General features: G+C 28.8%; 9 protein-coding genes. 1 reads left to right on the forward strand and 8 read right to left on the reverse strand.

What is annotated here, in order from left to right; genetic code table 11:
- Window positions 1–1,510: 1,510 nt before the first annotated feature.
- The 8 genes from B2W91_RS12235 to B2W91_RS12270 form a co-directional block, all read right to left on the reverse strand.
- On the reverse strand, window positions 1,511–3,028 hold the full coding sequence (locus tag B2W91_RS12235) for a hypothetical protein (protein WP_291581339.1): 1,518 nt from the start codon (window positions 3,026–3,028) through the stop codon (window positions 1,511–1,513).
- A 240-nt stretch (window positions 3,029–3,268) separates the two neighbouring features.
- Window positions 3,269–4,144, reverse strand: coding sequence for a hypothetical protein (locus B2W91_RS12240; protein WP_291581341.1), 876 nt, complete (start codon window positions 4,142–4,144; stop codon window positions 3,269–3,271).
- Between the two features lie 180 nt (window positions 4,145–4,324).
- A complete protein-coding gene (locus B2W91_RS12245; RefSeq protein ID WP_291581344.1) occupies window positions 4,325–6,214 on the reverse strand; it encodes a hypothetical protein in 1,890 nt (629 codons plus the stop codon).
- Between the two features lie 359 nt (window positions 6,215–6,573).
- Window positions 6,574–7,416 (reverse strand): 16S rRNA (adenine(1518)-N(6)/adenine(1519)-N(6))-dimethyltransferase RsmA, encoded by an 843-nt coding sequence (gene rsmA / locus B2W91_RS12250; RefSeq protein WP_291581345.1) that lies wholly within the window; start codon window positions 7,414–7,416, stop codon window positions 6,574–6,576.
- Complete coding sequence (rnmV, locus tag B2W91_RS12255; RefSeq protein WP_291581346.1) at window positions 7,397–7,960, reverse strand: ribonuclease M5; 564 nt, start codon at window positions 7,958–7,960, stop codon at window positions 7,397–7,399. Before rnmV ends, rsmA begins: the two co-directional genes overlap by 20 nt.
- 549 nt (window positions 7,961–8,509) lie before the next feature.
- Window positions 8,510–9,526 (reverse strand): 3D domain-containing protein, encoded by a 1,017-nt coding sequence (locus tag B2W91_RS12260; protein WP_291581348.1) that lies wholly within the window; start codon window positions 9,524–9,526, stop codon window positions 8,510–8,512.
- Window positions 9,527–9,958: 432 nt separating this feature from the next.
- Window positions 9,959–10,723, reverse strand: a complete 765-nt coding sequence (locus tag B2W91_RS12265; protein ID WP_291581349.1) for a TatD family hydrolase — start codon at window positions 10,721–10,723, stop codon at window positions 9,959–9,961.
- A gap of 322 nt (window positions 10,724–11,045) precedes the next feature.
- On the reverse strand, window positions 11,046–12,560 hold the full coding sequence (locus B2W91_RS12270) for a DUF445 family protein (protein ID WP_291581351.1): 1,515 nt from the start codon (window positions 12,558–12,560) through the stop codon (window positions 11,046–11,048).
- Window positions 12,561–12,816: 256 nt separating this feature from the next.
- Between B2W91_RS12270 and gltS the strand changes: the two genes are divergently transcribed.
- Entirely contained in the window at window positions 12,817–14,001 is a 1,185-nt protein-coding gene (gene gltS / locus B2W91_RS12275) for a sodium/glutamate symporter (protein ID WP_291581353.1), read from the forward strand.
- The last annotated feature ends 31 nt before the right edge of the window (window positions 14,002–14,032 follow it).

Below are 14,032 nucleotides of genomic sequence, written 5' to 3' on the forward strand. Positions count from 1 at the left end.
TTATGCAGTTAGATCTGCAGAGTATGTCACTTGATTTTTTGCGCATTTTATGGTAAGATGCGAATCAGTGATAATTATATAAATCACCATCAGTAAGCATTAATAACTTCTTTGGTCGGGAGCGTTAATGCTTATTTTCGTATAAATGTTCTATTGGTTTTTTAATATCATATCAGTATTATCTGAATATTTCAAGTTTTTCACAATATAAATCTAAATGTAGATGTGTACAATTTAATAACTTTAATATATTCAAGTGAATCGAGGGGATATTTTATGTCTAAAACAGAAGAAGCAATAAGATTATATGAACTATGTAAAGATATGGATATTGAAGAAACACTGGACTTAGTGTTAAATGCAGNNAAGAGCAACAGGATTTCTTTTCTATGCTAAGTGATTTTATTTTGCAAAAAAAACAAATAGAAGTTATTGCTCAGAAAAAGTATTGAAAATTTTTATACTATTGAATTTATAAACACTGTTATGAAGTTTTTAATTAAAACGCTTGGATAAAACACTAAGATGTGTTACTAAAAAACATGCTTACAGCAGATAAAATGCAAATGGTACAAGGAGGATAAAACCATGGGATTATTAGAAACTACAAATAATATTATAGAGTTAATATCAAAAGGCACTGACATAAGAAACGCATTACGTGAAGATAAAGAAAAACGAAAAGAATTGATCAGACCTGTATATCAAAAATTTAATGATATATTAAGTTTGTTTGAAAGTATTGAATACTGGCCCGCTGAAGCTGTGCCCGAATCAGTACGAATTGATTCAGGGGACGGCTTCGCTGAGACTAGAATCATAATTCTCACTTATGTTCTTGAGGATAGAAAAAAATATAGAAACAAACAATTAAATATCTATAATAATCTGGAAGTTGAAATATCTAATTTAGAATATGCTATAAAACACTTAACTAAATTTCAACTTCAATTTACTTCAGCAAAACAACAGTTAGATGCCTTTCTGAATGAGACTATTCCTCGGNNTTAGTGGAATTTACTGTATTTCTTCATAATGTGGAAATGGGCTGTGGTCCTATGGTAAATGCAGACAAATCAATGTATGGATATTACAAGTATAGATTCCTAGAAGTAATTAAAAAAGACCTTTCATAACTCTAACGTGTGTCGATTAGAAACTTTTAGCAATTTTGGCCTTTTTATCTCGGGAACCACAGTCAGGCCAGGTCCTGTTGGTTCCCAGTCTAAGCTATAACATTAATCAGTGCTTTGGAAAGTATCTTTAGAATCTGATTTATTTTTAGAGAGCATTCTGTGGCCATTTAGGCAATAATGCTTTTATAGAGTTTCCAAAGCTGGTAGTAAAGTTCATACAATTGACCTTACTATTACATTTTTCATTTCGTTACTTTTCGCTGTGTGCTCTACACTAAGTCTGTTAATCCATTCTTCGGAATGCAAAGTTACATTTCTTTTATAATCTCTATAAGAATATTCCTTTTGAAAAGCACTTTTAATCCAAAAGTTTTCTATTCTTTATTTAAAAAACTTTCCAAATTTCTAAGATATCTTTTATTAATTGCAAACCCCATTTTACCATTTTTAAAAATCCCTAACAACAGATACTGATCTAACATGAATAACATTTTTGCTGCTGGTCTAGTCTCATCTCCAAATTCATTATGAAATGAAGAAATGATTCTTCCATTTGGATTAATCTGATCTATTATTCCTTGTCTCTTAATTTCCGTAAGCATTGTATTTTTATCTTCATTTATTATTTCATAATACAAATCTAGCTCATTATTATCAAAATGAATCCCAGGATGTTCAGCTATATCTTGTTTACGTTGTTTCCAATATTTAAAAATATCCTTTTTGCTTATTTTTGCATCAAACATCATTGCAAATAAATGTTCTAAGGATATGGTTAAAATAGGAGAATCTACACCTTCCAAATACTCCGGGAAAAGAGTATGTACATTAGAAGATATAAAATCCATAGGATACATAGACACGTGGATACATATAGGATTTTTCACATAACCAGTGATTGTTTTTTCATTACATTCGAAACGATATTCATTAGAGTTCAACAAATACTCTGAAACTTTTTTTAATGATTTATATGCCTTTTTCGTTTTGTTATGAATCTGCAATTTTAAAAATTCGTCCTGATCTACACCGGAAGCGTCAAATGATCCTGATTTACATTCAAGTACTACAAGATTTTCGGAATCTTTCAGCAGAATATCTATTTCGATTTCTTGTTTATTATTTGGGTAGTAAAATAAAGTATGATAACTTTCCTGAACAAAATTCTTTGTTATTCCATATACCATTTCTTCAAAGGCATAACCTCTCTTTTCTGTATAATACGAATTTTCTTTATCTAAATGATTTTCTTTGAAAATATTTTCAAGTTTGAAAATCATATAATCAAGAAATTCATTTATACAAATAATGAATAATTCGCCTCCATCCAAAAATAGACCCATTTTATCTTCTTCTTTTATCTCATAGATATTTTTTGCAAAGAGATTTATAAATGTTTCAAATTCTTCCGAAGTTGATTTACCTCTAACCTTCTGTATGTCCGAAAGACCAATATAAAAATCCACTCTGCCGAATAGGTTATTCTTTTCTGTGCCTGTTATTTCTACCTCAGAGAACCTGTATGTTTGTAAACCCAAATAATATAACGTTATTGCCAAAGACATTTCCACGATCGTTGAACCATTTATATTCATTCTCTGAAAAAAACTCTCTGGAATAGCTGAAGCAATAAGTTTTAAATAATAAACTCTAATAAAAATTGATTTAGGTTGAATATTCTCACTATCTATAATCAACTCCTGAAAGTTTTTATTTTTCTCCAGCAGCTTATCAATTTCATATTCCTTTATCTGCTTATCTATATCTATTCGCTGCTTTTTACTATCTTTTAAAATACGAATCATGGTGTATGGATTTTTTACAGTATAAGCGCTATAGTACTCGCAATGTTGATTATATCTTTTATAAAGCTTCTCTAGAATGTTATTCATTTATTTGTCATCACAGTCCAATCTTTTTATTTGTATTAAAATATTTTTAGTTATATATCACACATCTTATCTTATCCGAAGCTAATTATGTAAAAAGATTTATTTCATATGGCTAGAGGTTGGATTCGCCACTAAAGTATTACATCTTTTATTCAAAAATTAATGTTACTAACTGAATGGGCCTCTGGCCATAATAAATATAATAGGAAGTCACAACACCTTATAAAAAATGAAATTTTTCTATGAAAATAGGTCAATTTCACCACGTTTACTATAGTCGAATTCCGGCTTGCTCTTTGCAGCGTTTCGTATGCCCATGCCTATACATTTTCCATACACAACAGCATTCGGCCCGTTCAAATTTGAGTAGAAGGTATAAGCTGTCTGAGTTTCTTCATTCCAACTATTCCACAGTCCTGAACTCAAAACCATATTTTCCGAGTACAGCGGCAATACCATTGACATATAGAATTTTATCTTATCCACTGATGCTGTTTTTAACTGGTCAAACAATTGTTGATAAACGGGTCTTTCTGTTTCCATGCAACTTAACAGAATATATGACTGAGTTGATTCTGGAAATGCTGTCACAGCAATACGGTGCATTATGCCTTTTACTGTATGTTTTATTTTATTTCCATTCAAATTTAAAAAATAATCATATGTTCTATAAAAATCATCTTTAGAAAGAGAAATATTATATTGCATTACATAAGCTTCATCTTTCCCTATGTTTGACTTAACTATTTTATAATCATCAATACCTATGCCCTTTATATGCTTTTCATTTTCCTTGATTATAGACTGTATGTCCTCATTTTCATCCCAAAGTTCTATATATCCTTTAATTATATTATCATCAGAAATAAAATCACTATGATATTTAATTTTCTTATTACTTACTTTGGTCTCACTACTAATCCAAGATTCAGGCAATCCATAAGTAATCTTTTCTTCTATTTTATATGTTTTGAAAGATCCTATATTATTTTGTGTCAATGTAGCAATTTTTAATTTTTCTTCAAAGTAATTTCCAAGACCAATTATTAAAATCATAAGACCAACCATTATAATCGCTAATCCAGTTTTTCTCTTATTTATCGTTAATACCTTCATCAAATTTTCCTCCATAAATTATTATTAATATAATATATGAATGCTAATATTAAATTATTAGAAAAAATTGTAACTTTATTAAATTTTACCTATATCTTAAGACTTATAAATTGAAAATTTATTGATAATAAGCAATAATAAAAAATGAAGGGAATTTTTCCCCTCATTTTATTTTTTATATTATCTTCTAACTGGTACTACTACTGTAGAATTTTTGAAATCATAGAACATTAACCAATATCCCATTTCAGCATCATGTCTATGTGGCATCCATGCTACAAATCCTGTCTTTCCTCCATATGGCTGATCGGATTCAGATTTTCTGCCAGGTAAGGCATATACGATATATTTTAAATTTCCATTAATATCATACTTATGACCTATCATAAAATGTTTATGCTTTGCAATGTAAGGATAATAACAAATCATTGGATAATAAATTACCGTATATTTTTTATAATCATGCATACAATACATTTCTTCCATTTTTTCAACAGGTACTTTATACCATTGACAATTTTTAATATCATTATAACCATCCATTTTTTCAAACTCTTTAACTATACCCTTAAAGAATTTAGCCATCATACTCTTAGTATCTTTTTCCTCGTACATTTTTTCATGCTCTTCATGATGAGGATGACACTCATGTTTCATTGGATGATTATACTCTTTTTTCATATGATCGCAATGCATTTTCATTTCATGATCACACTCTTTATTCATATGTTCATAATCCTTTTTCATTTCATGGCCATACTCTTTTTTCATGTGATCACAACCTTTTTTCATGTGATCGTAATATTTATTCATATGATCATAATCCTCTTTCATATGACTACAATCTTCTTTCATATATTCATATTCTTTTTCCATGTACTCACAATCTTTTTTCATTTTATAATCATGAGGCTTGTTCATATGATCATAATCTTTCTTCATGTGACTACAATCTTCTTTCATATACTCGTATTCTTTTTCCATATAATCGCAGTCTTTCTTCATCTCATGATCGTGATGTTCTTTTATGTGCTCACAATCCTTTTTCATTTCATGATGATGATCTTCTTTCATGTGCTCACAATCCTTTTTCATCTCATGATGGTGATCTTCTTTCATGTGCTCACAATCCTTTTTCATTTCATGATGGTGATCTTCTTTCATGTGCTCACAATCCTTTTTTATTTCATGATGGTGATCTTCTTTCATGTGCTCATAATCCTTTTTCATTTTGTGATCATCGCAATGTTCTTTTTTCTCTTTATGATCATGCTTATCATGTTCATGATCTTTGCATTCATTCATTTTTTCTTCTTTCTTCTCTTCTTTTTTACATTCTTTCTTTTCCTCTTTCTTCTTATCCTCTTTTTCTTTACAGCTACAATCAGACTTATGTTTTTTCTTTCTCATTTCTTCGTCTAGCTCAGAGTTCTCCATATCATTCTTAGCAGTAACTATATTTTCTTCTATATCACTTTCTACTGCATCAGTCTTTGCTACATCATTTTTTGCTATATTAATTTCTTCTATATCATTTTTTACTGTATTACTTTCTTCTAAATTATTTTCTTTTACAGCTTCTATTCGTTGTTCATATTCATCAAATATAACTTCTCTTGGCATAGGCTTCATATCTTCTTCTGAAACAACCTCATAGTCTTTCCAATCCTTAGATACATCTGAGGTAATAAATCCATGCATTATACATCCAATTTTGCTACCATCTAACTTAACGATAGCTGCTCCTGCTATTCTATCAGCACTTATACCACTATTCGCTATATTATTCATGTCATATTCATAAGTAACATCGGCTCTGCCATAATCATCTATGTTCATTTTAGCTATTTTTATTATTTTTTTAGTGTCTTTCTTATCGCAAATAAGTATCATATGACAAGGTCCTTTTTGTTTATTTACGTTTTGAACATAATATGACAATTTACATTTATTATTTTTCATTTCTAATTTGGCATAACCTGATGGAGCTTTATCTTGCTCTAAAGAATAACCTTTTTCATCTTCTTGCAATATAATAAAGAATCTACTATAACTTTTTTTAGGTGTCACTTCACGTTACCTCCATTTAAATTTATACAATATAAATATATGAGAGGGAACTTTAAAAAATGATAAAAACCTATACAAGATAAAGTTTAAACTCCTCCCATTTTGTCTTATAGTAGATTATATTTACACTTATTAAATAATATTCTATTTAGTGTTAAAAATATTCTATTCTTAACTAGATATTAATTATAAAAAACGCCTTTTAATCTTCTTAAAATATTTTTACTCTGATACAAAATGTATTTACAAGCTCTAACTAATTATTTTCTTTCAAATATCTACAAATTATTTTTAGAAATAAAAAAATCATTTTTGCCAACTAAATTTTAATTAGCAAAAATGATTCTTCAAATTAATTTTTAATTATTTTTCTCTTCTAATATATTATTACTTAATGTAGCAAACTCTTGTATTGATAAAGTTTCTCCCCTTCTATTAGGATCTATACCTGATTTTTCAAAAGCCTTTTGTAGTTTTTCTTTATCCATACCTAAATTTTTCATTCCGTTCCATAATGTCTTTCTTCTCATATTAAATGATTGACGTATTATATTAAAGAATAATTTCTCATCTTCTACCTCTACAGCAGGTTTATCTAATTTATCTAATCTTATAACTATCGAATCAACCTTAGGTGATGGTATAAAGCATGATGGTGGTACTCTTCTTATTATTTTCGTGCTACAATAATATTGAACTAATAATGAAAAAGCTCCATATTCTTTAGTACTATGCTCTGCATCTATTCTTTCTGCAACTTCCTTTTGAATCATTATAGTCAAAGATTTAAAATTATAATCACCGTTTAATAGATTAATTATGATAGGAGTCGTCACATAGTATGGAAGATTCGCAACAACTTTTACGCTCTGCTCATCACCTATAAGCTCGTTATAATTTACCTTTAAAGCATCTTTATGTATAAGCTCAAAATTATCATATTCTTTAAGTTCTTCTTGTAATATAGGTATTAATTTATCATCTAATTCAATACTAGTTACTTTTTTAGCTTTTTTTAAAAGCTCTTTAGTTAAAGTTCCTACACCTGGTCCTATTTCTATAACATAATCTTCCTCTGAAACCTCTGCTCCATAAACAATATCCTTCAAAACATTATCATCAGTTAAAAAATTTTGCCCTAAACTTTTAGTAAACTTAAATCCATACTTATTTACTATATCTTTAGTCGTTAAGTTCTCCATAATTCATCTCCTTATCTATTTTTTTAAGTGCTTCTACGAACTCTTCTTTAGATATACCATAATTATTTAATCTAGTTACAAATTGGGATGCATTACAATATCCTATCCCTAAAACTCTACCTAAAGCATCTCTTCTTTCTTTAGATTTGCTATCTCCTGTAAGCTTAAAAAAGTACATATCTTGAATATCGAATTCTTTCCTAACTTCTTTCATTTCACACTTAGCATTTTGTAATGCTTTTATTATAGTCTCCGGTGATGCATTTTCAACTCCTATATCTCCGTTTTTAGTACCTTCTTTTTGACTTATATATGCATGCTTAACATTGGGTACTCTTTTGGCTATTATCTTTCTTATTTTTTCTCCAGCAAAATCGGGATCTGTGAGTACTATAACCCCTTGCCTTTTTTGTGCTTCTTTTATCTTATTTATTATACTTTGATTTATACCAAATCCACTTACTGCTATAAGTTCTGCATCCACAGCTCTTTTCACCGCAGTAATATCATCTCTTCCTTCTACAACAATAACTTCTTTAATCATCTGCTCCTCCAATATATTTCCATATTCCCTTATGTCATTTATAATTTTCTTCTATATATTTATTAATGTCAACTGAAAGTTATATACAAATTTAATTTATACAAAAACTATATGTAGTCATTAGATGAGTATTATCCTTATTATATGTTGAAAATAATTTTTTAATTAAGATAAAAACAAGTTCCTAATCTTCATATAAGTTAAAATTTTATAATTATATATTTTTTAATAATTCTATTATTGAATCCTTTAAATTTTTACTTTATACAATTGAAAATAAAAAATTATTGATACTTCTCTTTTTTAATAGAAATTCTGGATCTATCTCTTTTTAAAGTGATAAATTCACTTTAATTGAAAATCCTATTTGAAGAAATTAATTTGATAAAATTAATTTTCACCATAATTCTTCATACTTAATTCTTAATTTTCAAAAGCTGTTCATAGGCAATTTGTTATTGACTAAGTTATATATCAATTTTTTAGGCAGTTTATATGCATTCTAATTCTATATAATATTCTTATAAGAAAAAAATAGGAGCATTGCTCCTATTTAAGAATATAAACATTTACTGTTCTTCTACCCCAATTGATCATTTCATTATAAGTATTAAAATATAAATCAACTATATGCCCTTTTATAGCTCCTCCAGTGTCTTGCGCTATAGCATATCCATAACCCTCAACGTATACCTTTGTTCCAAGAGGAATAACTCTTGGATCTACAGCAATTGTACTGTAACCATCTGGATTACGAACACAACTTACGCCCATAGCAGTAATACCATTGTCGTCTCCTCTATCAGCTGTATACGCTGTAGATGACATAGTTAACATTTCTGTATAATAATCCTCGCCGCCACGAGAAAGCCTTAAGACCCCTAATGTTCCTACATCAACTACTTGGCTAACAGGTTGCTTTCTAACCTTTTCATTTAAAACTTTACGAGAAGTTTCTTTACCATCTTCATACACAATCTCTGTTGTGATTAATTTCTCGCCTTTTTCTCCTTTTTGGACCCAATTCTGAGTTCCTTGAGGCAAGTCTCCATTCTTTCTAACTTCTGTCGTAAAATCTAAATGTTTAACCTCATTTTTAACTTCCTTATTTACTCTTGTGATTTGAACTTTCAATCCATTTTGTAGAAGTTCTGACTTACCAGGTGTTATTTTATCAAGCTTACTTAAAGCTATATTCTCTGCCTGTAGCATTTTTTCTACAGTATCCTCTGCAGATTTAACATTTAACACCTTTCCATCAACATTTACTTCAACATCTATAGCTTTATTTATATATATATTGTCTCTATCTTTCACTTCACTGTCCAATGCCACAGATACCTTATCAAATTCACTTACTACAATACCCTCATTTTTTAGTATTGTATCCAATTTTTTTGATAATGTTGTAATTTGTACTTCCTGACCATCAATAACTATTGATATGGTTTTTCTCATGTTTATTATAGTAATAGTTACCCCTAACAATACTAGCATTACTATAAATAGTGCTTTCTGCCAAGTTGAAAAATAAGTATTCAACTTTGGTTTTGCATTCATAATCATAAAATTACCTCCCTTTGACAAGAGTACTTCGAAATTATAACCTAAGTTTTACAATCGTGTCAAATTTCAAGTATCTTTACATTGAATTGATTCTGTGAATATACCTAGTGTACATACCTACAATAATGTGGTCAACACTTATAATTGCAGAAAAATCAATCCTAAAGGGTAGATTTGTAGAAGACCATATTGAATATTTTTTGATGATGTTATGATTAAATATATTTAATAAATTATATAAATATTACTTGAAAATAAGCTTTGTTCATAATTTATTAACATTTTCACTGCTGTTTTTTTCATGGAAGTCATAGAATTAAATATATTCATAACCATTTTAAGCCATAAATTCCATTAGATTTCCTTATTCTTCTGTAATTTTTAGGAGCTTTTTTCAACAAAATGGATTTTATATATTGGTATTATACCTTATTATTTTATATTAAACAACCTTTTAGTGTTATTTATGGTATTATTTTCCACAGTTTCTTTATTTAAATTTTTAATTTCCATTATCTTTTCTATTATATATTCTATATAATCAGACTGATTTCTTTTTCCCCTATAGGGTGTAGGTGCCATATAAGGACAATCCGTTTCAACAAGTAATCTATCTATAGGAATCTCTTTAACAACCTCTTTTATTACTTTTGCGTTTTTAAATGTAACCACACCTGTTACACCTATATAATATCCTAATTCCAAGCACTCTCTTGCAAATTCTACACTACCTGAAAAGCAGTGGATAACCCCTTTAACCTCAGGATATTCTTTTAGTATATCTAAAGTATCCTTATGTGCATCCCTATCATGAATAACCACAGGCAAATTTAATTCTTTTGCAAGTTCCATTTGCATTCTAAATGCTTTTTTCTGAACTTCTTTTTCAGGATTTTCTTCCCAATAATAATCTAGCCCTATCTCCCCTATAGCTTTAACTTTAGAATTTTTAGATATCTTCTTAAACTCCTCAATTAATTCTTCATTTACAATGTCTGCATAGGAGGGATGTATGCCTATAGCAGCATACATAAATTCATATCTATTAGAAAGATCAACAGAAGTTTTAACCCCTCCTAGATCTGAACCGCAGTTTAAAACCCCTATAACTCCTTTTTCTTGTATATCTCTTATAACACTTTCTCTATCTTTATTAAAAGCTTCATCATCATAATGTGCATGTGAATCAAATATCATTTTTTCTACCTCTTTTCTTTGTTAATAGTCTAAAGATGTTAGTATATTTTAGGCATATGAAATAAAATAGCTAGTTACAGATGCGAAATATATTTTGCATCAGACAAAGAGATAGGTTTTTATGATAGTCTAACTATCATAAAAACCTAACGACGAAGTATGATACAAAATAGATAAGCATACTGATTATCTATTTTGTGAATATGCCTCATATCAGACAAGGTGTCAGGTTCTGCTCATAGTAGTACTATGTGCTGGTTCTGACAACGTAGTATGATGGAAAATAAGCTAATATGCTGGTCTATTATTTTTTGAAGATACCTTATAATGATGCAAGTAGTGGTGATAATATTCCCATTATTCCGCCTAATAGTGCACCTAACCATGTAATGGCCTTAAGCTCTTTACTTGCAATATCCAATATTAATTTTTCTACGAACATCACATCAAAACTATTTATTTTATCCTCTATAATTCTAGCTATATTAAAGCGTTCAATGAGTTGTGGTGCTTTATTATCTATAAATTTCTTATATAGGTTTATTAATACTTTGGAAAGTTTATTTACTGTTTCTCCATTAGTGCTTACCAATAAACTTCTTGATGATTTCTTGACCACGCTATTAAGTCCATATTCAACTATAGCCTTAATTTTTTCCTCAAATTCTTCTTTATATACAATGTTGTCTACAATCTTTATTATCATATTATTGATAACTTCATCATAAGAAAAATTCATATTCTCTAGTGCTTCTTCTAGCGTTCCCATACTGCAAAATTTTTCTTCTAATTTATTTAATAAATTTTCTACTATACTATTTTCCTTTAATTGTTCTATGAAAAGATTAGATATAGCCTCAGCAGCGGAATCTTTGCCTTCTTTAGATGTATTATTAGCTACCTCACTTAATTTCGTTTCCAAAATTTTGTCTATAATATCGTTTATTATCATCACTATATCAGTAATATTTTGCTCCTGTGAAAGTAATTCGTCTGCCCCATTAACTATTTTTTCATATATGCTATCTGATTTAATAAACATAGCAATCATAGGACTCATTCCACTTATAACTTCAGTTATTATATCTTTTATCTTAGCTTCTGCTTTCTCACTTTTTATTCCTGTCTTAATATAAGATGAAATCTCATATCTTTTATTGTATGTATAGATTTTTAAATTGCTTGTCAATCCTTTGGGCATAATGTCATTTAATGACTTATCACAATTATCTAAGCTTCTCATCTTATCATTTAATATCTTTTCAATGCTTATCTTTAATTCATCACTATCTACATAACTCTTACTCTTATCTACTAAACTTCCTTTTACAGCATTATAAACATTATTGCCTAAAAGCTCCTTAGGATTATTTTTAAGTTTATTTTTAATTTCCATAGTTATAGCTTCACAAATTGCTTTTTTAAATTGCGTATCTCTAATACTTTCTATTAAAGATTTAGATAAGCTATCTCTCATTCCATAATAAATTTTATTATAGTTTTCATTTAATAGTTCTTTTCCTTTATCTTCAATTGTGATATCACTAATCTGTAACTCTTTAAACTTCTCTCCTACATAATTAGAAATTCCCTCATTTATATTATCGTTACAAAGAGCTTCTAATATTGTTTCTTTAGTTAGTAAATGACTTCCTACTGTTTCTCCTACACTTTTTGATATTCTTTCCTTCTCTTTAGGAATAAGCCCTGGGGTAAAAGGTATTTTAAATCTACCTATTCTCAATTCCTTATGAGGTCTAAATAACATCTTTATAGCTAACCAATTAGTTAAGTATCCTATTACTGCACCTACCATTGATCCAATAATATACTTCATTTCTTCACTCCCTTTTAATATATAAAATCATAATTCAATATACAAAATATAATAACATAACTCTTAAGATATAGGCACTTAATATGATAAATTTTCTGAATAATTTTAAACAGTGTTGGAAAAACATGGTTGCCGTCGATATATGTATGATGGCTATGTTTAAAAAAAATTTATTTGACTAAATTTTAAGTATTATTATATAATTCAAAATATGAAGATATATATATAAATAATTAATTACTAGGAGGAATTTATTATGACATTGAAATTGGACATGATTCAAACTTTAGCCTTAGCAATAGTTGTCTACTACATAGGTGGATGGATAAAAACTAAGGTAACTATTCTAGAAAAATTTTGTATACCTTCCCCAGTGGTAGGCGGTCTTATTTTTGCCATCTTAAATTTAATACTTACTGAAAGCAATATAATGACCATAACTTTAGATTCAACCTTAAAAAATCCCTTTATGCTTGCTTTCTTCACTACTATAGGTCTTGGAGCAAGTTTTAAACTTATAAAACAAGGTGGAATTCAAGTTGGATTATTTTTTATTGCAGCTTTATCATTAGTAATATTCCAGGATATACTAGGTGTTCTTATTTCTAAGGCTATAGGAGTAAGTCCGCTATTAGGACTTATAGCTGGTTCAATAACAATGACTGGTGGACATGGTACTGGTGCAACCTGGGGCAAATTGTTTGAATCTGAATATGGTCTAGCTGGTGCAACAACTACGGCTATGGCTGCTGCTACTTTTGGACTTATATGTGGTAGTTTAATTGGTGGACCAATTGCTAAAAATTTAATTAATAAATATAAGCTAAAAAACAATGCTTATGATTTTGTAGCAGCAGATACAGTGCTTGAAGAAAAAGTAAATTATGAAGGATTATTTAATACTACTTCTATTATCTTTATATCCATGGGTCTTGGAACTATTTTAGAAATGATTTTCACTAAAATAGGTATTACTTTACCTGCCTACATTGATGCTATGATTATAGCAGCAATAATATTAAATATAGGAGAAGGTACCGGTAAATGGAAAATTAATTCAAAGTGTGCAGATATTATTGGTAATATAAGTTTAAATGTATTTTTATCAATGGCTCTTATAGAATTACAACTATGGCAATTAAAAGATACAGCAGGTCCACTATTAATTTTACTTATTGGACAAGCAATATTAATGGCTATATTTGCTTACTTTATAACCTTTAGGCTTATGGGAAAAGATTATGATGCAGCTGTTATATCAGCAGGTCATTGTGGATTTGGAATGGGTGCTACACCAAATGGAGTGGCAAATATGGAAGCTATAACTTCAAAGTATGGAGCTTCACCAAAAGCATTTTTTATACTCCCAGTAGTAGGTGCTTTTCTTGTAGACTTTTCAAATTCATTGGTAATAACTCTCTTTGTAAACCTTTTTAGGTAATCAATCCCAGTACATGCTTACTTTTTAAATT

The organism is Clostridium sp. UBA6640 (assembly GCF_002455975.1).
Classification (GTDB): domain Bacteria; phylum Bacillota; class Clostridia; order Clostridiales; family Clostridiaceae; genus Clostridium_J.

Bases quoted from the DNA above. Each gene is read 5' to 3' on its own strand.
- B2W91_RS12235 (WP_291581339.1), bottom strand. From the start codon at position 3,028: ATGAATAACATTCTAGAGAAGCTTTATAAAAGATATAATCAACATTGC.
- B2W91_RS12240 (WP_291581341.1), bottom strand. From the start codon at position 4,144: ATGAAGGTATTAACGATAAATAAGAGAAAAACTGGATTAGCGATTATA.
- rsmA (WP_291581345.1), bottom strand. From the start codon at position 7,416: ATGGAGAACTTAACGACTAAAGATATAGTAAATAAGTATGGATTTAAG.
- rnmV (WP_291581346.1), bottom strand. From the start codon at position 7,960: ATGATTAAAGAAGTTATTGTTGTAGAAGGAAGAGATGATATTACTGCG.
- B2W91_RS12260 (WP_291581348.1), bottom strand. From the start codon at position 9,526: ATGATTATGAATGCAAAACCAAAGTTGAATACTTATTTTTCAACTTGG.
- B2W91_RS12265 (WP_291581349.1), bottom strand. From the start codon at position 10,723: ATGATATTTGATTCACATGCACATTATGATGATGAAGCTTTTAATAAA.
- B2W91_RS12270 (WP_291581351.1), bottom strand. From the start codon at position 12,560: ATGAAGTATATTATTGGATCAATGGTAGGTGCAGTAATAGGATACTTA.
- gltS (WP_291581353.1), top strand. From the start codon at position 12,817: ATGACATTGAAATTGGACATGATTCAAACTTTAGCCTTAGCAATAGTT.